We start from the raw sequence: 21,269 nt of genomic DNA on the forward strand, positions 1-21,269 counted from the left end.
TCGTCGCCGAGCTAGTCTTTGGGCGTGTCCGCCGTCGAACAGAGCCGCCATCTCGCCACCGAAATCCCCGGCCCGGCATCGCTCGAGCTGACCAAGCGCCGTGCAGCGGCCGTGTCAGCCAGCGTTGGACGGACCATGCCGGTGTTCGCCGCGCGTGCCGCCGGCGGCATCGTCGAAGACGTTGACGGCAACCGCCTGATCGACCTGGGGTCCGGCATCGCGGTCACCACCGTGGGCAGTTCGGCGCCTCGAGTGGTGGACGCGGTGAGCGCGCAGGTCGCCGACTTCACCCATACCTGCTTCATGGTCACGCCGTACGAGCAGTACGTAGCGGTCGCCGAGCAGCTCAACCAGCTGACCCCGGGTTCGGGCGCCAAGCGCTCGGTGCTGTTCAACTCCGGCGCCGAAGCGGTGGAGAACGCGGTCAAGATCGCGCGTGCCTACACCCGCAAAGATGCGGTGGTGGCGTTCGACCACGCCTACCACGGCCGGACCAACATGACGATGGCGCTGACCGCCAAATCGATGCCGTACAAGAGCGGATTCGGGCCGTTCGCGCCGGAGATCTACCGGGCGCCACTCTCCTATCCCTACCGTGACGGGCTGATCGACAAGGAGTTGGCCACCGACGGTGAGCTCGCCGCCCGTCGAGCCATCGACGTCATTGCCAAACAGGTCGGCGCCGACAACCTGGCCGCGGTCATCATCGAACCCATCCAGGGCGAGGGTGGTTTCATCGTCCCGGCCGAAGGGTTCCTGCCCGCACTCCTGGCGTGGTGCCGGCAGAACAACGTCGTCTTCATCGCCGACGAGGTGCAGACCGGAGTCGCACGGACCGGGGCCATGTTCGCTTGCGAGCACGAGGGACTCGAGCCCGACCTGATCTGCATCGCCAAAGGCATCGCCGACGGGTTGCCGCTGTCCGCGGTGACCGGTCGCGCCGAGATCATGGACGCTCCGCACGCCAGCGGAATCGGCGGAACCTTCGGCGGCAATCCGCTGGCCTGCGCGGCCGCGCTGGCGACCCTCGCCACCATCGACGCCGACGGCCTGCTCGAGCGAGCCCGTCAAATCGAACGACTGATGAAGGACCGGTTGCAGGCGCTGCAGGCCACCGACGACCGGATCGGCGATGTGCGGGGACGTGGGGCGATGATCGCCGTCGAGTTCGTCAAACCCGACACCGCCGAGCCTGACGCGGAGTTGACCAGTGCACTGGCCGCCGCCGCGCACGCGGCCGGAGTCATCGTTTTGACCGCGGGCACCTTCGGCAACGTGGTGCGCTTCCTGCCGCCGCTGACGATCAACGACGAACTGCTGACCGAGGGCCTCGACGTGATCATCGGGCTGCTGGCCGACCTCTGACGGCGTGCCCGTCGGCCACGGCGGGTGCAGTAACTCACACAACCCGACCGGTTCAGCTCCTCGTGGAATATCGTTACCTTCGCTAACGTAGTACTCATTACGTGCAACGTCGCACCGGTAGATTTCCCAATTCGCACAGTTGTGAGGTTCTGATATGTCGATGGAGACCCAGGAAGACCAGGAACGTCGCGCAGCGGGGTTGGCCGCCAATGATCCGGAATTCGCTGCTGCCCGCCCAGACGCCGACGTTGCAGCCGCCATCGAGGCGGCTGGAACGCACTACGCCGACGTCACCAAGGCCGTGTTGCAGGGGTACGCCGACCGTCCCGCGCTCGCGCAGCGCGCGTTCGAATTGGTCAAGGATCCCGGCACCGGACGGACGTCCGCGAAGCTGCTCCCCTGGTTCGACAAAGTCACCTACGGCGAGCTTGCCGATCGCGTCGGTGAGTTGTCGCGCGCGCTCAGCGACGGCGTGATCGAACGCGGCGACCGGGTCTGCGTGCTCGGGTTCACCAGCGTCGACTACACGACCATCGACGTCGCACTCGGTGTCGCCGGCGCCGTCTCGGTGCCGCTGCAGACCAGCGCGGCGATCACCCAACTGTTGCCGATCGTGAGCGAGACCGAGCCCACCGTCTTCGCGTCGAGCGTCGACTATCTCGCCGACGCCGTCGACGTGATCCTCGCCGGTGCCGAGGCCGGTCACACCCCCGGGCGGTTGGTGGTCTTCGACTACCGCACCGAGCTCGACGACAACCGCGAGGCGCTCCAGGCCGCCCACGAGCGGCTGTCCGACCTCGAGGTCACCATCGAGACACTCGACGAATTGCGTGACCGCGGCGCGAATTTGCCTGCGACACAGCCCGTTCAGGGCGACGACGACCCGCTGGCCCTGCTGATCTACACCTCGGGCAGCACCGGTGCCCCCAAGGGCGCGATGTACCCGCAGAGCAACGTCGCCAAGATGTGGAACCGGTCGACCAAGAACTGGTTCGGACCGAGCGCCGCGTCGATCAACCTCAACTTCATGCCGATGAGCCACGTCATGGGCCGCGGCACCCTCTACGGCACGCTTGGCAACGGTGGCACCGCCTACTTCGCCGCCAAGAGCGACCTGTCGACGTTGCTCGAGGACCTGCGCCTGGTGCGACCGACCGAGCTCAACTTCGTGCCGCGCATCTGGGAGATGTTGTACAGCGAGTTCCAAAGCGAAGTGGGCCGACGGACCGCCGAAGGTGTCGAGCGTCAGTCCGCGGAGGCTCAGGTGCTGACCGACCTGCGCCAGGAACTGCTCGGCGGCCGTTTCATCTTTGCGATGACCGGATCGGCACCGATCTCCCCCGAACTGCGCAACTGGGTCGAGGCGCTGCTGGAGATCCACCTGGTGGATGGCTACGGCTCCACCGAAGCCGGAATGGTGTTGCTGGACGGCGAGATTCAGCGCCCGCCCGTCCTGGACTACAAGCTGGTCGACGTCCCCGACCTCGGCTACTACGCCACCGACCGGCCGCACCCGCGGGGTGAGCTGTTGCTCAAGACCCCGAACATGTTCCCCGGGTACTACAAGCGGGCCGAGACCACGGCCGGCGTCTTCGACGAGGACGGCTACTACCGCACCGGCGACGTGTTCGCCGAGCTCTCCCCCGACCACCTGGTGTATGTCGACCGGCGCAACAATGTGCTCAAGCTGGCACAGGGCGAGTTCGTCACCCTGGCCAAGCTGGAAGCAGAATTCGGCAACAGCCCGCTGATCCGCCAGATCTACATCTACGGCAACAGCGCTCAGCCCTATCTGCTGGCGGTCGTGGTGCCGACTGAGGACGCAGCGGCCACGCACAGTGCCGGTGCACTCAAATCTCGGATCGCCGAGTCGTTGCAGCAGGTCGCGAAAGTCGCCAACCTGCAGTCCTACGAGGTGCCGCGCGACTTCATCGTCGAGACCACGCCGTTCACCCTGGAAAACGGGTTGCTGACCGGGATCCGCAAGCTGGCCTGGCCGAAGCTGAAGGCGCACTACGGCGATCAGCTGGAGCAGCTCTACGCCGACCTGGCCCAGGGCCAGGCCAACGAGCTCTCCGATCTGCGTCGCACCGGTGCGGACGCTCCCGTCTTGCAGACCGTCAGCCGTGCTGCGGCAGCGATGCTCGGTGCGGCGCAGTCCGACCTGACCCCGGATGCGCACTTCACCGACCTGGGCGGAGACTCGTTGTCCGCGTTGACATTCGGCAACCTCTTGCACGAGATCTTCGATGTCGACGTGCCGGTGGGCGTGATCGTCAGCCCGGCCAACGACCTCCAGGCGATCGCCGACTACATCGACGGCGAGCGACAGGGCAGCAAGCGACCGAGCTTCGCCTCGGTGCACGGCCGCGACGCCACCGAGGTGCACGCCGCAGACCTGACGCTGGACAAGTTCATCGACCAGGACACCTTGACCGCCGCCCGCGACCTGCCGGCGGCCGGCACCGAGGTGCGCACCGTATTGCTCACCGGCGCAACCGGATTCCTGGGCCGCTACCTGGCACTGGAGTGGCTCGAGCGGATGAGCCTGGTCGACGGCAAGGTCATCGCCCTGGTGCGCGCCAAGTCAGACCAGGATGCGCGTGCCCGGTTGGACAAGACGTTCGACAGCGGTGACCCGAAGCTGTTGGCGCACTACCAGAAGCTGGCAGCTGATCACCTCGAGGTGATCGCCGGCGACAAGGGTGAGGCGAACCTGGGCCTGGACGGCCAGACCTGGCAGCGGCTGGCTGACAGCGTCGACCTGATCGTCGACCCCGCGGCCCTGGTCAACCACGTGCTGCCCTACAGCGAACTGTTCGGCCCCAACGCATTAGGGACCGCGGAGCTGTTGCGGATCGCCTTGACCACGAAGCTGAAGGCGTTCACCTACGTGTCGACGATCGGTGTCGGCGACCAGATCCAACCCGGAAAGTTCGTCGAGGACGCCGACGTTCGGGAGATCAGCGCCACCCGTCAGATTCACGACGGCTACGCCAACGGATACGGCAACAGCAAGTGGGCGGGCGAGGTGTTGCTTCGCGAGGCCAACGACCTCTGCGGGCTGCCGGTCGCGGTGTTCCGCTGCGACATGATCCTGGCCGACACCAGCTACGCCGGGCAGCTGAATCTGCCGGACATGTTCACCCGGCAGATCCTCAGCCTGGTGGCCACCGGTATCGCGCCCGGTTCGTTCTACGAGCTGGATGCGGCCGGCAACCGGCAGCGGGCCCACTACGACGGTCTGCCAGTGGAATTCATCGCCGAGGCGATCTCCACCCTGGGCGCCCAGGTGGTCGACGGGTTCCAGACCTACCACGTGATGAACCCGTACGACGACGGCATCGGTTTCGACGAGTACGTCGACTGGCTGATCGACGCCGGCTACTCGATCCAGCGGGTCGGCAACTACGCCACCTGGTTGCAGCGGTTCGAGATGACGCTGCGTGGCCTGCCCGAACGGCAGCGCCAGTACTCGCTGCTGCCGCTGCTGCACAACTACCAGAAGCCGCAGGCTCCGATCAACGGGTCGATGGCCCCCACCGATCGATTCCGTGCTGCCGTGCAAGAGGCGAAAATTGGCCCGGACAAGGACATCCCGCATGTCTCGCAGCCGGTGATCGTCAAGTACGTCACCGATCTGCAGCTGCTCGGACTGCTGTAGTTCCAGCTCAAAACAGAAGCCTGGGTCGTGAACGATGTCGGTTCACGACCCAGGCTTCTATTTGGTGTCAGGTGTCAGTGACTTGTCGCGCCGGCGCTGCTTCGGCGAAACAAGCCGTGGCTCTTGGCTTCCCGCCGGTGCCGTTGCGGCGCGGGAGTGATCACCTCGGTGCGCGCCGATTCGGCGAAGGCATCGAAGCTGCCCGAGTCGGCGACTCCGCGGGCGTCGGCTGCTTGTCGCGCCAGCTCGACGTCGCGGGCCGTCCGGATCGTCAGCCGTGCCAGCACCGCACCGCCGAGAAACACGATCGACGCGCCCAGTCCGGAGAACGACACGATCTCGATGACGGCCCGCTTGGCGTCGGTTGCCGCGAGAGGTTGGCCGACGTCACCCAGTCGAAGGGTCGACGCCAGAGTGCGACCGACGACGAACCACGCGCCGGCGACCACCGCGAGCCATCCGCCGAACATGGCCGTCGCACGATTGCCGGAGATCAGTAGCAGGAAACCGCCCGCTGCGGTGACGACCCCGGGCACAACTTCCAGCCAGGCTCGTGCGGTGCTCCACACCCAGGCTTGGCCGGGTGTGTAGGCGAGGTGGAGGTAGGGCCCGACGAACGGGATCAACGCACCCCACACGCCGAGGATGAGCAGGAGCAGTCCGCTCACTGCGCCGCGGCTGCGCGGCATATGGAAGGTGCCGAAGCCGGACCGCGAGTCATTCATTTTTCGAGTTCTCCTCAAACAGTGGACACCGTGTGTCGAGCGAGTGCTGAGTACCCCTACGCCCGCGGCGGTGCAAAGGCCGTCGGCGTGCGCGTCACGCTAATCGGTGTGTCTGAAATTTAGCTCAGAGCTGCGCTGTTTTACGCGTCGGCGAGCAATGGCGCCCAGCGCCGCCAAATCCAGTAGCCCTGGTATTTCGATCTAGATGGGAGACACCAGCAACTGCTGGGTTTATTCAGGATTCAGGCGGCTCTGGAACGTCAGGGCTGCGCGGAACGACCGTCAATCGACGACTGGACATCGCTGGCCTGCAGTGCCAGCCAGGTCGATCTAGTGCAGTCCGGCCAGCAGTAGCACGATCGCGATCGCCGGGAAGGTGCCCTGCGACAGCGCCGCCCGCGCCTTGTCGGGCGCTGACGCGATCAGCACAATGGCCGCCGCGGCCATCGACCCTACGCCCGCCAAAATCAGGGCTGCGCCAATTCCTTTGTGTCCCATCTCGATTGCCGCGATTCCCACGCCGGTGACAATTGCCAGGAACAGGTTGTAGAAGCCCTGGTTGAACGCCAGCAACTTGGTGGCCTCCGCCTCCTCGGCCGTGGTGCCGAACGTGGCGCGAGTCCGCTTGCTGGTCCAGGTGAGCGACTCCATGGTGAAGATGTAGACGTGCAGCAAGCTGGCCAGTCCGGCGAATACCAGTGCGGCAGTGATCATTCGACCTCCTACTCAGTGGCGGCCCGCCTCGCCCGGCGTTGCGGCGCTCGCGATTACCGTTACTCGAACAACCCCGGCTGTCCCAGACCGCTGGCCCGCGGTGGCGGTGTCATTCCCAGGTGCGTCCACGCCTGCGGAGTTGCCACCCTGCCGCGTGGAGTGCGGGCGATCATGCCGGCCCGCACCAGGAAAGGCTCGCATACCTCTTCGACGGTGGTGGCCTCTTCGCCGACCGCGACCGCCAAGGTCGACACACCGACCGGCCCGCCACCGAAGCTGCGGGTCAGCGCCGACAGCACTGCACGGTCCAACCGGTCAAGGCCGAGTTCGTCGACGTCGTAGACCGCCAGCGCGGCTTTCGCGACGTCCCGGGTGATCACACCGTCGGCGCGCACCTCTGCGAAATCTCGGACCCGGCGTAACAGCCGGTTGGCGATGCGCGGCGTACCGCGTGAACGTCGGGCAATCTCGGCGCCGGCCTCGGTGCCCAACTCGATGCCCAGAATCCCCGCCGAGCGGCGCAGTACCCGCTCCAGTTCGGCCGGCTCGTAGAAGTCCATGTGGGCGGTGAACCCGAAGCGGTCGCGCAGCGGTCCGGTCAGTGCACCGGACCGGGTGGTGGCGCCGACGAGCGTGAACGGCGCTACCTCCAGCGGAATCGACGTTGCCCCAGGCCCTTTGCCGACGACGACGTCGACCCGGAAGTCTTCCATTGCCAGATACAACATCTCTTCGGCGGGCCGGGCGATGCGGTGAATCTCGTCGATGAACAACACGTCGTGCTCGACGAGATTGGACAGCATCGCCGCCAGATCGCCGGCGCGTTCCAGCGCCGGCCCCGACGTGAGCCGCAACGACGATCCCAGCTCGCTGGCGATGATCATGGCCAGCGACGTCTTGCCCAGCCCGGGCGGGCCGGACAGCAGGATGTGATCGGGTGTGCTGCCGCGGTTCTTGGCGCCCTCGAGTACCAACTGCAATTGCTCGCGCACGCGTGGCTGACCGATGAACTCCCCCAGCGAGCGAGGACGCAGGCTGGCGTCGACATCGCCCTCGCCGACCGTCAACGCGGCCGAGACCTCCCGCTCGTCGGGGTCGTCTTCGACCGGGGTCACTTCGTCTTCCCCAGCAGCGACAACGCCGAACGCAGCGCCGTCGACGTGGTGGCCTCCTCATCGGCGGCCAGGACCTTGTCGGTCGCCTCTTCAGCCTGCTTGATTGCAAAGCCAAGTCCCACAAGGGCTTCCACTACCGGACCGCGCACGCTGTGGCCGTTGACGCCGGTCGACGACCCGCTCGTTCCCACCGGTCCGATCTTGTCACGCAGTTCCAGCACCATCCGCTCGGCGCTGCGCTTGCCGATACCCGGCACCCGGGTCAACGCGGTGACATCACCGTCGGCGAGCGCTTGCCGCAACGCCGTCGCGTCGTACACCGCAAGCGTCGCCAGCGCGATCTTCGGGCCGACGCCCGAGACCCCCAGCAGCGTCAGGAACAGATCCCGGGCCTCGGCGTCGGGAAATCCGTACAGCGTCATGGAGTCTTCGCGAACAATCATCGCGGTGATCAGACGGGCCTCGCCACCGCGACGCAGCGTCGCAAGCGTGGACGGGGCAGCCATCAACTTGTAGCCCACCCCGGCCGCCTCGATCACCACGTGGTCGAGGGCGATGTCGAGCACCTCGCCGCGCACCGACGCGATCATTTCGCCGCCTTCACCTTGGCCTGATAATTGCGTCGTTGCTGGGCCGCCATGGCCTCGGCGGCTGCCATCCGGGCGATCATCGGCGCACGCCAGCAGTGGCAGATGGCCAGCGCAAGGGCGTCCGCCGCATCCGCGGGCGTCGGCTTCGTCTGCAGGGCAAGGATTTTGGTGACCATTGCGGTGACCTGGGCCTTGTCCGCCCGGCCGTTGCCCGTCACGGCGGCCTTGACCTCGCTGGGCGTGTGGAAGTGTACGTCGATACCGCGTTTGGCTGCCGCCAACGCGATCACACCGCCGGCCTGCGCCGTGCCCATCGCGGTATTGGCGTTCTGGTTGGCGAATACGCGCTCGATCGCGATCACATCCGGCAGGTGGGTGTCCATCCAGTGGTCGACGGTATCGCTGATCGTCAGCAGACGGCGGTGCAGTGGCTCGTCGGACGGCGTGCGCACCACGTCGACATCGAGCGCAATGACCTGTCGGCCGCGTCCGCTCTCGATCACCGACAGCCCGCAGCGCGTCAGGCCCGGGTCGACGCCCATCACACGCACCTTCGCCTCCTACGTTGCGAACGCTTGTTCGATAAGCGTAGCGACCGACCGTGGTGCGACAGTGCGCGACACGCGGGGGCGACGGCGCTGGGCAAGCCGGGCCCAGGGACGCAGTCGCCATCGGAGCGGCTCACCGCGCGGCCGCACCGGCGGTATCGCAGCAGGCGAACGCCAGTCGTTTCGGACGACAACTCGGCCTGAGCACGTCTCTCAGGATGCGTTCCAATCAAGTTACGGCCAAATTAATCGATATCGTGATCAGTTAGGCACACCGACAATTTTTCTGCGCTTGAAAATCCCCTTTGAGCTGCGGCGATGTCCGAACAAGATCAAATTTGAAAAATTATTCAAGATCTTTTTCGAAATACACTTCCCGCGACGGACCCCTGAGGTCTAGCTTAGCGAAAGCTGAGAAAAACTTACCCAATGGGGAGGGTCCGCCATGGCCGGTCAACACAGTTCGAAGAAGAACCGTAAGTCGCAAAAGGGGAAGGCCCGTCGGCGGGCGAGTGCGATCGGCCTGGGGGGCGGCGCGAGCGCGTTCCTGGCACTGGGCCTCGGGCCGCTTGCTGGTGCACCGGCAGCGCACGCCGACGACTTCGGGCTGGACAGCATCTTCGACCCGATCGTCGCGTCGATCTCGACTTTCGATCCCGCCTTCGGCGCGAGCCTGGGCACCTGGTTCGACAGCATCGACACCGCACTGAGCGCATGGTCGGTCGCCGACCCGACGTCAGGCCTCGACAGTGTCTTCGGTGCGGCCTCCGCCGGTTCGAGCGCGGCATCGGACCCGTTCTCCGACTTCTGGCAGCAGTTGCAGGACTCCTGGGTAGACAACCCGATGACGCAGAGCCTCAACACCTGGCTCGTTTCTGCCAACCCTGCCGCATTCGACCCAGCCGACTCCTGCGGATTCATCTGCAACGGCGCCGACGGAACCGCGATGGACCCCGACGGCCAAGACGGCGGCATGTTCTTCGGCAACGGCGGTGACGGCTACACCTTCACCACGGGTCTCGACCTCAACGGCGGCAACGGTGGCGACGCCGGAATGTTCGGTGACGGCGGCGCCGGCGGCGACGGTTTTGGTGGCGGTGACGGCGGCGCCGGCGGTATCGGCGGCCTGTACGGCGGCAACGGCGGCCTCGGCGGCGATGGCAGCGGCGCGGGCTTAGGCGGTAACGGCGGCGACACCGGGCTGTATGCCTTCTACGGCTCCGGCGGCAACGGTGGCATCGGCTTCGTCGGCGGCAACGGCGGCGACGGCGCCATCTACGGATCCCTCGGCAACGGTGGCGCGGGTGGCGCGGGTAGCGCCGCAACCTCGACCCAGGCTGCGGGAACCGGTGGTAACGGCGGCAACGGCGGGCAATTCTCCTTCCTCGGTTCCGGCGGCACCGGCGGCAGCGGCGGTGCCGGCCTCAACGGCGCCGCGGGCTCCTTCACCACCGGAGACGGCGACGGCAGCGACGGTGGCTTGGGCGGCAACGGCGGCAACGGCGGTACGGCCGGGCTGTTCGGCTTCGGCGGCAGCGGCGGCGCCGGTGGCGTCGGCGGCAACGGCGGTGTGGGCGCAGCCGGTGACTTCGAATCCTCGGGTGACGGCTTCGGCGGCTTCGGCGGCACGGGTGGCACCGGTGGCGAGCACGGCGTCGCGGGTGGCGCGGGAACGTCCTTCGGCATCGCTGGCTCGAGCGGGCTCGACGGCAACGGTGGCGCCGGCGGCGCCGGTGGCGTTGGTGACGCGGACGGTGCGGGCGCTACTGGCGGGGCCGGCGGCGCCGGCGGTGCGGGCGGCGTAGGGACCGCGGCCGCGGCCGGCCAGGGCGGCGGCGGAGGTGGCGGCGGCGGTTACGCCATCACCGAAACCAACAACGGCGGCATCATCGGCGGCACCTCCTCCACCGCGACCGGTGGTGCGGGCGGCGTCGGTGGCGCTGGGTCCACCACCGATGAAGGCGGCAACGGCGGACAGGGCGGGTACGCCCAGCTCAACGCCAACGGCGGATCGATTGTGAACGGCAAAGCGGTCGGCGGGGTCGGCGGTGCCGGCGGCATCAACGGTGGCACCGGCGGCGACGGCGGCTACGGACTGGTCGAGTCCAACGGCTCGGGCAGCTTCGCGTCCGGCACGGCCACCGGCGGGGCCGGCGGCGCCGGTTCCGACGGCGGCGTGGGTGGCGACGGTGGACGCGGCGTCCTCAGCGGCGGCTTCGGCAACGATCCCACCAACCCGACCGCCCTCGGCAGCGGAACCGTCAGCGGCACGGCGACCGGTGGCGCAGGCGGCACCGGCACCGGGGTTGGCAGCACCGGTGGTGACGGCGGTCGCGGTGTGATCGCTGCCGCCAGCGGTAACGGCGGCGGTCCCACCCAGCCCGGCTTCGCGAGCGGCTCTGCGACCGGCGGTGCGGGCGGCGCCGGCACCAACGGCGGTGCCGGTGGCGATGGCGGCAAGGGCGTGTTGTCAGGTGGCATCGGTGGCCAGACCACCGGCGGTGTGGTCGTCAACGGCTCCGCCACCGGCGGCGCAGGCGGCGTCGGTCAGGCCGCAGGCGCTTCCGGCGGCAACGGCGGTGGCACCGGGGTCTTCGCCGAGTATGCCCAGAACACGGTCAACAACGGCGTTTCGGTCGGCGGGGTCGGCGGCGCCAGCGGCACCGGTGTGGCCGCCGGCAACGGTGGCAACGGCGGCACCTCCTACTCCTTCTCCAGCGGAACCACCGCGACCGGCGGCGCAGGCGGGGCCGGCGGCAGCGGCACTGTCGCCGGGGCCAACGGCGGTGCAGGCGGCAACGGCGGCGGCGGCTACACGCAGGGCGGTGCCGGCAATGCCACCGGTGGCGCCGGCGGAGTCGGCGGTGCGGGCGGCACCACGGCCGGCGTCAGCGGCGGCGCGGGCGGCAACGGCGGTACCGCGTTCGCGCAAGCGGGCAGCGGTTCGGCCGTCGGCGGCGCCGGCGGGACCGGTGGCGCGGGCGGCTCGGCGGCGACCGGTGGTGTCGGTGGCGACGGCGGCAACGCCGTCCTGGGCAACACCGGCACCACCGCCATCACCGCCACCGGCGGGGCCGGCGGGACCGGTGGCGTCGGCGGCACCTCGGCCACCTCAGTCGGCGGCAACGGCGGCGACGGCGGTATCGGCACCGCTAACACCGCCAATGGCACCGGCGGCAACGGCGGACTCGGCGGCAACGGCACCTTGAACGGCGCAGGTGGGCCCGGCAACGGCGGCAACGGCGGCAACGGCGGCAACGGCACCAACGCGGTCGGCGGCAACGGCGGGCCTGGCGCCACCGCTAGCGCCACCGGCGTGCCCGGCGACAACGGCACACCCGGCACCAACAACCCGTGACGCCATAACTGAGAACGGCAACCGCGGCCCGGTCGAAAGACCCGGCCGCGGTTGTCGTTTCGGCGGTGCTTCCAACCAGGCTCTCTCGATCGGGCATATCCGCCTGTCGCTGAAGGCTTTTGACATCTCACACTCCCGAACCGTCGGACAATGGCAAACTCGGGTGCCCGGACTCGCGACGTGGTTAGAGTTGCCGATATGGCTCCGTCACACAGGCACAACTACGAGCCGGATCTAGGGCAAGGGGCAGACATGACAGCCATCCACTTCATCTCCGGTCTGCCACGATCCGGCTCGACGCTGCTGGCGGCATTGCTGCGGCAGAACCCTCGCTTCGAGGCCGGCATGTCCGGTCCACTGGCCGGGCTGTTCGGCGCACTACTGGGCGAGATGAGCGCCCGCAACGAATACTCGGTGTTCATCGACGACGCCAAGCGCCAGCGGATCCTGCACGGCCTGTTCGAGAATTACTACGCCCACAGTCCGGCAGAGGTGGTTTTTGACACGAACCGGTTCTGGTGCGCGTGGATGCCGGCCATCGCGCGGCTGTTCCCCGACGCGAAAGTCATTGCGTGCGTCCGGGATATGCCCTGGGTCGTCGACAGCATCGAACGCCTGGTTCAGCGCAACGTCTTCAGCCCGTCGTCGATCTTCAACTACAGCGCCGGCGGCACCGTCTACACCCGCGCCAACGTCGTCGCATCGGCCGAAGGCATGGTCGGCGCTCCCTACGACGCCCTCAAGCAGGCCTGCTTCGGCGCGCAGAAGAATCGTCTGCTGCTCGTCCAGTACGAAACTCTGACCAGCGACCCGGCCAAGACCCTGCATGCCATCTACGACTTCATCGGCGAGCCGGCATTCGAGCACGATTTCGACCACATCGACTTCGACGTCACGGATTTCGACGAGCGGGCCGGCACTCCCGGCCTGCACACGGTGGGCAAGACGGTCAAGGCCGTGGAGCGCGAAAGCCTGCTACCACCGGATCTGTTCAATCGTTTTGTCAACGATGCATTTTGGCGTGATGCAGACGCAATCCCCGAGGGACTGCAGGTGGTGTGAGCCCGCACTAAACCAATTCATCCGCAGTCCGATTGCCTGCCAGTGCATGTCGGCAATGCCGTCACAAATCGGGGTATGCGCGATAACCTCACCCAATGCCCGAAGAACCTCTCGCCGAGTCCGCACCGGCGGCAAGCCCCGCAGGCACGCCCCCCACGCCCAGGCACGATCCTTCCGCGGCGGGCTCGCGGAGTCTGCCCCAGCTGGCGACCTACGCGGCTCTGGCCCTCGCCGTCGTCGCGGTTGTTCTGGCCGCCCTGGCCTACTTCCACCCGGCACACCACGAAGCCGCCGGTCCGATCCAGCAAGGTGGCGACGCAAAGGCGAACGTGTGCACGGCTTTTGCCGCGGTCCGGAAAGCGGTGGTGCTCAACACCCACCTGCAGACTCCTGACAACAACCCCGTCGGCGAGCTCGCGGTGGCCGGCAATGCCCGGCTGGCGCTCGTGGGCGGCGGCGCGTACCTGCAGCGACGGCTCGCCGCCAACACGGCCGCCCCAGCCGACCTCACGAAGGCCGTCAGTTCGTTCGCCGACACGATCGGACAGCTCGGCGTGGGTTACCTGGCGGGCGGCACTCCGGACAGCCTGCAGTCATTGCGAAGCAACCTCGACACTCAAATCAATGACGCGGTGAAGGCCTGCTCCTAGCCCAGGACACCCCATTCGATAACCGCGAATTGCCAAGAGTTCCTGTTCAGTTTGCGCGTTCGGCGAACGTTGGCCACTACGGCAACTAGCTTGACCAGTGTCGACGAACACGCCGCTGTATGGGGGTAAACCGATGTCTGGCGATAGCCGAAACACGCGAAATCACCGATCACACAACGTGCCCGGTTTTGTGGCCGGTTCCGGTGCGGCCGTAGCCGCGTTGCTCACCGCGATGATCATTCCGCCGGCGGACATCCCGTCCGCTCACGCCCGCAGCATCGTCGCGAATATCGGCGGCGTCGCGGTCCACACACCTGACGGTGACGACGGCAACGGTGGAGCCGGCGGCAAGGGCGGAGCCGGCGGCAAGGGCGGTCAAGGTGGACTCGGCGGCGCAGGTGGCAAAGGCGGAGCGGGCGGGGTCGGCGACAACGGCGGCCACGGTGGCCAGGGCGGGGCCGCCGGGCCAGGCGGCCAGCCTGGTGAAGGTGGCCAAGGCGGGGCCGCCGGGCCAGGCGGCCAGCCTGGTGAAGGTGGCCAAGGCGGAGCGGCGGGTCCGGGTGGAGTTCCGGGACAGCCGGGTATGCGCGGTCCCTCCGGCGGCTGATGACCAGCCCCAGCTACAGCAGCGTGGGCGAGGCGCCGGCGGCACATCCATGTAGCGCAACATCTTTCATCTGACCGACCTGCCGGGACCGGGTGATCCGGCGAACAGACCGTTGCTTCTCATCGCAAGGGGGCCCAACCGCTGTGAACGATCCGAAAGCCGATGTCGTTTCCCGCCAGTACGAACGGTGGAAATACCCAGAGCCGATCCGGGATCTCGAAGCGTGGTTGCGCGGCAACTGGCAGTGGCTCGACCCCAGCCACTCCCACCGGGTCCTCTGGCCCGACCGGGAGTACCGGCCAGACCTCGACATCCTCATCGCAGGGTGCGGCACCAACCAGGCCGCCGTGCTCGCTTACACGAATCCCGACGCGAAAGTTGTCGCGGTCGATATCAGCCAGCCGTCCCTCGATCACGAGCAGTACCTCAAAGACCGGCACGGGCTGCACAATCTGGAGCTGCACCTGCTGCCTATCGAGGAGCTGCCCTCGCTTGGCAGTGATTTCGACCTCGTCGTCTCGACCGGTGTGTTGCACCATATGGCCGACCCGTTGGCGGGAATGAAAGCACTGGCCGCGTGCCTGAAACCGGACGGCGTGGTCGCAGTCATGCTCTACGCGAAGTACGGCCGGCTTGGCGTCGAAGTCATGGAATCGGTGTTTCGCGACCTACGACTCGGGCAGGACGAAGCATCGGTGCGGGTGGTGAAGGAGGCCATCTCATCACTGCCGCCCGACCATCCGGTGCGCGGCTACCTGAAGACGGCCGACGATGTGCGCTACGACGCCGCGCTGGTGGACACCTTCCTGCACGGTCGCGCCAGACACTATTCGGTCGACGACTGCCTCGATCTGGTCGACACCGCCGAGCTCGTGTTCCAAGGATGGTTCCTCAAAGCGCCCTATTACCACCACGAAATGCTCGCGCCGCCTGGCGAGTTCAACCAATACCTGTCTGCGTTGCCGGAACAGAAGCAGTGGTCTGTGATGGAGCGGATGCACACCGCGAACGGACGCCACTTCCTGTTGGCGTGCCACCCGGGCCGGCCCAAAGAGAGCTACTCGATTGACTTTTCGTCACTCGACTCGCTCGATTACATTCCGCTGATGCGTATGCGCTGCGGGTTGGCCGGTGAGGAGATCCATCGGGCGGACTGGCGCATGCGGCTGAATCAGGCTCAACTGCCCTATGTGCAACACATCGACGGCCACCGCACCATCCGCGACATCGCCGCTTTGGTCGCGGAATGCCAAGGGCCGACGCGCGGCAGCGTCGCCAACCTCGAGAAGTTCGGCCGCAAGCTGTTCGAGGCACTGTGGCGCCTCGACTTTCTGGCCATGGCATTGAGCCCGTCCGGCTAGCCGTCGCGCTGTGGGACAGAATTAACGGCCTGGAGTCCCGGATAAAACTGCTACCTTCACCGTGGGGGGCTTGACGGTGAGAAAGGTCCTGGAATGGGCACACTGCTGCTGGTGCTGGCCGCGGTGTTGTTCATCGCGGCGATCTTTGTCTTCCTGGCGGCGCTGCGGCGGCCCAAGAAGCAGAGCACCGGACGTGAGGATCCGCTCGCATTCGCCACGGCGGCACCGCAATTCGGGCCCCGCCAACTCGGGCCTGGCGCGATCGTCAGCCACGGCAGCATCGACTACGTGGTGCGCGGTTCGGTCACCTACCGAGAAGGCCCGTTCGTCTGGTGGGAACATCTGCTGGAAGGCGGCGGTGAGCCGATCTGGTTCAGTGTCGAAGACAGCGACGGGCGGCTCGAGCTGGTGATGTGGACCAGCCGAAAGGACCTGCAGTTGCAGCCGGGCGGCCAGCACGTCATCGACGGCGTCACCTACAGCGAGTCGGAGCGCGGCCACGCCGGCTACACCACCGAGGGCACCACCGGCCTGCCGCCGGCCGGCGAGATGGATTTCGTGGATTACGCCAGCGCCGACGAGACATCGCTGCTGTCTTTCGAGCGCTGGGCGCCAGAGATGCCGTGGGAGATATCGACCGGCCGGCCGGTGCTACCCGGCGAGCTCACCGTGTACCCGGCGCCGCCGCCGGCGTCCGAATAGGGGCCGCCCGCAGTGCCCCTTCATCGTCTGTCGGTCATTCCGGTCGACGTCCGCGGCTCCGAACTCGGGCTGGCGATCAACACACCGGCCCCACTCCCCCTGGCCAGCTGCCGACTGGACCATCCCGACGGCGGCGCACTGGTGCTGGGAGTGTTGGGCGCATCGCACGTCGTCACCGTGGAGCACCCGAATACCAGCTTCTCCGAACAGATCTCGTGCGATCTCAGCGGCGACCTCCCCGACCGGACGCAGGCGCCCGGCTACCGTCTCGAATCGCGCACCGACGTGCACGACGAGTCCGCTTTCCGCCGGTTGGCAGACCTGCTGCGACACCGCTGCGCAACCGACAGTGGTTGGCTCGGAGGTTCATTCCCCGGCGACGATGCCGCGCTGACCGCCCTTGCCGCCGAGCCCGACGGCGCGGGCTGGCGCTGGCAGACCTGGCACCTCTACCCGGCCGAGGCCGGCGGCACCGTGGTCTACACCTCCAGCCGGTGGCGCCCATGAGCCGCGGAGGCCTGTTCGCGATAGCATTCAGCCTGGCCGCCAGTGCATTCCTGAGTTTGATATTCGGGATATCACTGCAGCACAAGGATATTCGTAGCTATATCGCGTCGCACTACCAGCAATATTCCCGCGACGCCAACGGTGTCCGCTATCTGTGCACGGGATCGCCCGCGCAGGTGGCCTACACGCTCAGCGGTTACCAGACGCCGGCGGCGAGCGCCGTCAGCGGCGGCACGCAGTACCTGCGCTACAACGACGCGATCGTGACCGTCGGCGTCGATGGCACCCACCCGTGCAGCATCCGGGTCGAGGATCTGGCAGCCGGTTACAGCCATGGTTCGTTCATTTTTCTCGGACCAGGGTTCAGCCCCGGATCCCCGTCACGCGGCTCGGGCGGCAGTACAGGTGGCCCGGGTGGCACGAAATGATTTGCAGGAAAAGGAGATAGCCATGTACCTAGCAGTCGAGTTGGGCTCGATCGACCTCAACCCGGTCATACAGGGCGCCCTCGCGACCATCTCGTACTTCCTGGTCGGCACCGCCGTCCTCATCCTCGGCTTCGTCGTGGTCGACGTACTCACCCCAGGAAAGCTGCGGCACTTGGTGTTCGTCGATCGCCGCCCGAACGCCGTGATTCTGGCCTGCGCCAACTACATCGCGCTGGCCGCCGTCGTCATCTGCGCCATCACCAGTAGCTACCGCCAACTCGGTCAGGGACTGATCGGGGTGGCGGTATACGGGCTGATCGGTATTGCTCTGCAAGGGGTCGCGATTCTGGCGATGCACTGGGTCATCCCGGGCGATTTCCGTGCGCACATCGACGAACCCGAGTTGCATCCAGCGGCGTTCGCCATGGCCGTAATGCTGCTGGCGGTGGGAGGAGTGACCGCTGCCGCGCTGTCATGACATCGACACCTACTGAGCAGCAGCCTGATTCGCCCGCGCGGTTCTCGAACACCCGCTGGCGCGCGGTGCTGCTCGCCGCGGTCGCAGCATGCGCAGCGTGCGGCATTGTCTACGAGCTCGCGCTGCTGACCTTGTCGACCAGCCTGAACGGCGGTGGCATCATCGCCACCTCATTGATCGTCGCCGGCTACATCGCCGCACTGGGTGCGGGCGCGCTGCTGGTCAAACCGTTGCTCAACTGGGCGGCAATCGCTTTCGTCGGGGTGGAGGCGGTCCTGGCCATCGTGGGTGGGCTGTCCGCTGCGGCCCTGTATGTGATGTTCTCCTTCATCGGCGGATCGCTGTTGATGCTCGCGGCGAGCACCGCACTGATCGGCGCGCTCGTCGGCGCAGAGGTTCCGCTGCTGATGACCCTGCTCCAGCAGGGCCGTGTCGCCGGCGCGACCGACACCGGCCGGACATTGGCGAATCTCAACGCCGCGGACTACCTGGGCGCCTTGATCGGCGGCTTGGCATGGCCGTTCCTACTACTGCCCCACCTGGGCATGATCCGCGGTGCCGCGGCCACCGGGATCGTCAATCTGCTTGCTGCGGCGGTCGTTTCGATTTTCCTGCTGCGTCGCATCGTCAGCACCCGGCAACTGATCTTGGCGCTGGGCGCGCTGAGCCTGGCGCTGGCGCTGCTCGCCACTCTGCTGATCCGCGCTCAGGACATCGAAACCACCAGCCGTCAGCGGCTCTACGCCGACCCGATCATCGCCTTCCGCCAGTCGGCGTATCAGGAGATCGTGGTCACGCGCCGCGGAAACGACCTGCGACTGTATCTCGACGGCGGTCTGCAGTTCTCCACCCGCGACGAGTACCGCTACACCGAAAGCCTGGTCTACCCCGTGCTGGGCGCCGGAGCGCGATCGGTGCTGGTGCTCGGTGGCGGCGACGGGCTGGCAGCACGTGAACTGCTTCGCATGCCTGACGTGCAGAACATCGTGCAGGTCGAATTGGACCCTGTCATGATCGACATCGCCCGCAGCACAATGCGTTCCGCCAATGCCGGATCGCTGGACAATCCCCGGGTGCACATCGTCACCGGCGATGCGATGGCCTGGCTGCGCCGTGCCGATGCACCATCGTTCGACGCCGTCATCGTCGATCTGCCGGATCCCGATACGCCCGCACTGGGCCGGCTGTATTCCACTGAGTTCTACGCGCTGGCATCCCGCGTGCTCTCCCCCGACGGATTGATGGTGGTGCAGGCGGGCAGCCCCTACTCGACCCAAACAGCCTTCTGGCGAACGGTTTCCACGATCACGTCCGCTGGGTACGCGGTCACGCCGTATCACGTGTACGTCCCGACGTTCGGCGACTGGGGATTCGCACTGGCGCGCCGCGGCGACAAGGCCCCGCGACCGACCATCCCGCATACCGTGCCGCAGTTGCGCTTCCTCGATCAGTCGGTGCTGGACGCGTCGACGGTGTTCGCCCCCGACGTGCGCCCGCGCACCCTGGAGCCGTCGACGCTGGAGCATCCGCGCATCGTCGACGACATGCGCCACGGATACGACTAACCGCCTCGTCACTTCACGCCGAGATCGACGCCAGCGCGAGATACTGCGAGAGCGCTGCACGCTGGCGTCGATTTGGGTGCCAGCCACGACGAATGAGCGCCTGGTAGACCCGGCTGACGATCGAAGCAGGGCGGTGCTCGGACACCACCCTGATGACGATCCACCCCTGCTCGTCGGCGATACCGAGCTTGTCGATGTCTCTGACAAACCGTCGGCGATCGCTGCGGTGATAGTCCCCGTCGTACTCGGCGGCGACCTTGTACTCGCGCCAACCCAGGTCGAACACCGCGACCACGTCGCGGCCGCGTATCAGCGGAAGCTGCGAAACAGGTTGCGGCAAACCGGCGTCGAGCAGCAGCAGACGCAACCACGTCTCCTTCGGCGACATGGCACCTCCGTCCACCGACGCCAACGCCGCCCTCAGTCGTCGAACATGCCGCGCACCTTTGTGTTGCGCCGCAAGCACATTGACGTCATCTATCGCAAAGGGTGACGCGCGCATCAGCGCGTCGATTCGTGCGACCGCGTCGTGGCGGCGCAGGTGGCGACCCAGGTCGAAGGCGGTGCGGCACACCGTCGTCGTAGCCAGCCCGCGCACGACGGTGACCTCGTCCGCGCCGAGCGTTTCGTCGCGGACCAGCAGTCCCCGCTGCGCCCTCGAACTCTTGTCGATCAGCTCGATCCGGGTGTCCACGTCGACCCATTCGGCGCCGTGCAACGCTGCAGCGGCGACACCCGCAATGACTGCCCGCCGGCGTGACCAGAGCCAAGCACCGACAATGCGATCTTCCAGCGAAGGCTCACCCCATCGCGGCACGTAGACGTCGCGAAAGATCGGGCGATACCAGCGGCGTAACTGATGCTCAGTCAGTGCACCGTCACGAAGCGCTTCGCTACCCCGGAAGACTTCTCCCACGGATGGACATGGTGCGCGACATCCCAAGTGGACATCGACGCCCATCCACACCTTCGCCCAGATCGACGCCAGCGCGGAAAAGTGCGAGTGGGCGTCTCGGTAGCGTCGATCTCGACGCACGACGCACGCCGCACGCCGGCTACTCCGCGTCGAGCGCGGCCAGCACCTCGTCAGACAGATCCACGTTGGTCCAGACGTTCTGCACGTCGTCGCTGTCCTCCAGCGCGTCAACCAATTTGAACACCTTGCGCGCGCCGTCGGCGTCCACCGGAACGCTGACCGACGGCTGGAAGCTGGCCTCAGCGGAGTCGTAGTCGATGCCGGCCTCCTGGAGCGCGCTCCGGACCGCCACCAGATCGGTTGGCTCGCTGACGACTTCGAAGCTGTCGCCGAGATCGCTGACGTCTTCGGCACCCGCGTCCAGGACGGCTGCCAGCACGTCATCCTCACTCAGACTGTTCTTCTCCAGCGTCACCACACCCTTGCGGGAGAACAGGTAGGACACCGACCCCGGGTCGGCCATACTTCCGCCGTTGCGGGTCATCGCCACCCGCACCTCACCCGCGGCACGGTTGCGGTTGTCGGTCAGGCACTCGATGAGCACCGCGACGCCGTTGGGGCCGTAGCCCTCGTACATGATGGTCTGCCAATCGGCGCCGCCGGCCTCTTCGCCCGCTCCGCGCTTGCGGGCCCGCTCGATGTTGTCGTTGGGCACCGACGTCTTCTTGGCTTTTTGAATCGCGTCATACAGCGTCGGGTTGCCGGCCGGGTCGCCGCCGCCGGTCCGCGCGGCCACCTCGATGTTCTTGATCAACCGGGCGAATTCCTTGCCGCGGCGCGCGTCTTTGACGGCCTTCTGGTGCTTGGTGGTGGCCCACTTGGAATGGCCGCTCATCAGCTACTACCTCTTCTGT

The 21,269-nt window shown here is 67.0% G+C and carries 19 protein-coding genes; 12 read left to right on the forward strand and 7 right to left on the reverse strand.

The genetic code is table 11. The annotated features are described in order from the left end of the window. Nucleotides 1-24 precede the first annotated feature (24 nt). Both gabT and car read left to right on the forward strand, forming a co-directional pair. Complete coding sequence (gene gabT / locus CYU59_RS26975) at nucleotides 25-1,365, forward strand: 4-aminobutyrate--2-oxoglutarate transaminase (RefSeq protein ID WP_293004346.1); 1,341 nt, start codon at nucleotides 25-27, stop codon at nucleotides 1,363-1,365. A 154-nt stretch (nucleotides 1,366-1,519) separates the two neighbouring features. Next, on the forward strand, nucleotides 1,520-5,029 hold the full coding sequence (car, locus tag CYU59_RS26980) for a carboxylic acid reductase (RefSeq protein ID WP_293004347.1): 3,510 nt from the start codon (nucleotides 1,520-1,522) through the stop codon (nucleotides 5,027-5,029). A 74-nt stretch (nucleotides 5,030-5,103) separates the two neighbouring features. On the opposite strand, the gene CYU59_RS26985 is transcribed toward car, so the two are convergent. The 5 genes from CYU59_RS26985 to ruvC form a co-directional block, all read right to left on the reverse strand. Then, nucleotides 5,104-5,754: a hypothetical protein gene (locus CYU59_RS26985; protein WP_293004348.1), complete on the reverse strand. Its 651-nt coding sequence runs from the start codon at nucleotides 5,752-5,754 to the stop codon at nucleotides 5,104-5,106. Between the two features lie 330 nt (nucleotides 5,755-6,084). Continuing rightward, nucleotides 6,085-6,468 carry a DUF1304 domain-containing protein gene (locus tag CYU59_RS26990; RefSeq protein WP_293004349.1) on the reverse strand — a complete coding sequence of 128 codons (384 nt, stop codon included), beginning with the start codon at nucleotides 6,466-6,468 and terminating at the stop codon, nucleotides 6,085-6,087. A 59-nt stretch (nucleotides 6,469-6,527) separates the two neighbouring features. Then, entirely contained in the window at nucleotides 6,528-7,583 is a 1,056-nt protein-coding gene (gene ruvB, locus CYU59_RS26995) for a Holliday junction branch migration DNA helicase RuvB (protein ID WP_293004350.1), read from the reverse strand. Beyond that, nucleotides 7,580-8,173 carry a Holliday junction branch migration protein RuvA gene (ruvA, locus tag CYU59_RS27000; protein WP_293004351.1) on the reverse strand — a complete coding sequence of 198 codons (594 nt, stop codon included), beginning with the start codon at nucleotides 8,171-8,173 and terminating at the stop codon, nucleotides 7,580-7,582. The genes ruvB and ruvA overlap by 4 nt, the downstream gene beginning before the upstream one ends. After that, nucleotides 8,170-8,724 carry a crossover junction endodeoxyribonuclease RuvC gene (gene ruvC, locus CYU59_RS27005; protein ID WP_293004352.1) on the reverse strand — a complete coding sequence of 185 codons (555 nt, stop codon included), beginning with the start codon at nucleotides 8,722-8,724 and terminating at the stop codon, nucleotides 8,170-8,172. Before ruvC ends, ruvA begins: the two co-directional genes overlap by 4 nt. 442 nt (nucleotides 8,725-9,166) lie before the next feature. On the opposite strand from ruvC, the gene CYU59_RS27010 reads away from it, so the two are divergent. The 10 genes from CYU59_RS27010 to CYU59_RS27055 all read left to right on the forward strand — a co-directional run bounded on the left by CYU59_RS27010 (nucleotide 9,167) and on the right by CYU59_RS27055 (nucleotide 19,439). Next, nucleotides 9,167-12,079 (forward strand): PGRS repeat-containing protein, encoded by a 2,913-nt coding sequence (locus CYU59_RS27010; RefSeq protein WP_293004353.1) that lies wholly within the window; start codon nucleotides 9,167-9,169, stop codon nucleotides 12,077-12,079. 252 nt (nucleotides 12,080-12,331) lie between these two features. Further along, a complete protein-coding gene (locus CYU59_RS27015) occupies nucleotides 12,332-13,141 on the forward strand; it encodes a sulfotransferase (protein ID WP_293004354.1) in 810 nt (269 codons plus the stop codon). Between the two features lie 95 nt (nucleotides 13,142-13,236). Continuing rightward, a complete protein-coding gene (locus tag CYU59_RS27020) occupies nucleotides 13,237-13,791 on the forward strand; it encodes a hypothetical protein (protein WP_293004355.1) in 555 nt (184 codons plus the stop codon). A gap of 178 nt (nucleotides 13,792-13,969) precedes the next feature. After that, nucleotides 13,970-14,398 carry a hypothetical protein gene (locus tag CYU59_RS27025; RefSeq protein WP_293004356.1) on the forward strand — a complete coding sequence of 143 codons (429 nt, stop codon included), beginning with the start codon at nucleotides 13,970-13,972 and terminating at the stop codon, nucleotides 14,396-14,398. 143 nt (nucleotides 14,399-14,541) lie between these two features. Continuing rightward, entirely contained in the window at nucleotides 14,542-15,759 is a 1,218-nt protein-coding gene (locus CYU59_RS27030; RefSeq protein ID WP_293004357.1) for a class I SAM-dependent methyltransferase, read from the forward strand. A 93-nt stretch (nucleotides 15,760-15,852) separates the two neighbouring features. Continuing rightward, nucleotides 15,853-16,461, forward strand: coding sequence for a DUF4178 domain-containing protein (locus CYU59_RS27035; protein WP_293004358.1), 609 nt, complete (start codon nucleotides 15,853-15,855; stop codon nucleotides 16,459-16,461). A 12-nt stretch (nucleotides 16,462-16,473) separates the two neighbouring features. Beyond that, nucleotides 16,474-16,968 carry a DUF2617 family protein gene (locus tag CYU59_RS27040; RefSeq protein ID WP_293004359.1) on the forward strand — a complete coding sequence of 165 codons (495 nt, stop codon included), beginning with the start codon at nucleotides 16,474-16,476 and terminating at the stop codon, nucleotides 16,966-16,968. Continuing rightward, a complete protein-coding gene (locus CYU59_RS27045) occupies nucleotides 16,965-17,396 on the forward strand; it encodes a DUF4247 domain-containing protein (protein WP_293004360.1) in 432 nt (143 codons plus the stop codon). The genes CYU59_RS27040 and CYU59_RS27045 overlap by 4 nt, the downstream gene beginning before the upstream one ends. 22 nt (nucleotides 17,397-17,418) lie before the next feature. Then, nucleotides 17,419-17,874 (forward strand): DUF350 domain-containing protein, encoded by a 456-nt coding sequence (locus CYU59_RS27050; RefSeq protein WP_293004361.1) that lies wholly within the window; start codon nucleotides 17,419-17,421, stop codon nucleotides 17,872-17,874. Beyond that, nucleotides 17,871-19,439, forward strand: a complete 1,569-nt coding sequence (locus CYU59_RS27055; protein WP_293004362.1) for a polyamine aminopropyltransferase — start codon at nucleotides 17,871-17,873, stop codon at nucleotides 19,437-19,439. Before CYU59_RS27050 ends, CYU59_RS27055 begins: the two co-directional genes overlap by 4 nt. Before the next feature lie 13 nt (nucleotides 19,440-19,452). Here CYU59_RS27055 and CYU59_RS27060 read toward each other — a convergent pair whose 3' ends face one another. Then, nucleotides 19,453-20,400 carry a hypothetical protein gene (locus tag CYU59_RS27060; protein ID WP_293004435.1) on the reverse strand — a complete coding sequence of 316 codons (948 nt, stop codon included), beginning with the start codon at nucleotides 20,398-20,400 and terminating at the stop codon, nucleotides 19,453-19,455. Nucleotides 20,401-20,494: 94 nt separating this feature from the next. Beyond that, nucleotides 20,495-21,250: a YebC/PmpR family DNA-binding transcriptional regulator gene (locus tag CYU59_RS27065; RefSeq protein ID WP_293004363.1), complete on the reverse strand. Its 756-nt coding sequence runs from the start codon at nucleotides 21,248-21,250 to the stop codon at nucleotides 20,495-20,497. Between the last annotated feature and the right edge of the window lie 19 nt (nucleotides 21,251-21,269).

It is taken from the genome of Mycobacterium sp. (assembly GCF_002863225.1).
Lineage (GTDB): Bacteria > Actinomycetota > Actinomycetes > Mycobacteriales > Mycobacteriaceae > Mycobacterium.

Bases quoted from the DNA above. Each gene is read 5' to 3' on its own strand.
- CYU59_RS27060 (WP_293004435.1), bottom strand. From the start codon at position 20,400: ATGGGCGTCGATGTCCACTTGGGATGTCGCGCACCATGTCCATCCGTG.
- CYU59_RS27055 (WP_293004362.1), top strand. From the start codon at position 17,871: ATGACATCGACACCTACTGAGCAGCAGCCTGATTCGCCCGCGCGGTTC.
- CYU59_RS27020 (WP_293004355.1), top strand. From the start codon at position 13,237: ATGCCCGAAGAACCTCTCGCCGAGTCCGCACCGGCGGCAAGCCCCGCA.
- CYU59_RS27010 (WP_293004353.1), top strand. From the start codon at position 9,167: ATGGCCGGTCAACACAGTTCGAAGAAGAACCGTAAGTCGCAAAAGGGG.
- car (WP_293004347.1), top strand. From the start codon at position 1,520: ATGTCGATGGAGACCCAGGAAGACCAGGAACGTCGCGCAGCGGGGTTG.
- CYU59_RS26990 (WP_293004349.1), bottom strand. From the start codon at position 6,468: ATGATCACTGCCGCACTGGTATTCGCCGGACTGGCCAGCTTGCTGCAC.
- CYU59_RS27045 (WP_293004360.1), top strand. From the start codon at position 16,965: ATGAGCCGCGGAGGCCTGTTCGCGATAGCATTCAGCCTGGCCGCCAGT.
- CYU59_RS27065 (WP_293004363.1), bottom strand. From the start codon at position 21,250: ATGAGCGGCCATTCCAAGTGGGCCACCACCAAGCACCAGAAGGCCGTC.
- ruvA (WP_293004351.1), bottom strand. From the start codon at position 8,173: ATGATCGCGTCGGTGCGCGGCGAGGTGCTCGACATCGCCCTCGACCAC.
- CYU59_RS26985 (WP_293004348.1), bottom strand. From the start codon at position 5,754: ATGAATGACTCGCGGTCCGGCTTCGGCACCTTCCATATGCCGCGCAGC.
- CYU59_RS27035 (WP_293004358.1), top strand. From the start codon at position 15,853: ATGGGCACACTGCTGCTGGTGCTGGCCGCGGTGTTGTTCATCGCGGCG.
- CYU59_RS27015 (WP_293004354.1), top strand. From the start codon at position 12,332: ATGACAGCCATCCACTTCATCTCCGGTCTGCCACGATCCGGCTCGACG.
- CYU59_RS27050 (WP_293004361.1), top strand. From the start codon at position 17,419: ATGTACCTAGCAGTCGAGTTGGGCTCGATCGACCTCAACCCGGTCATA.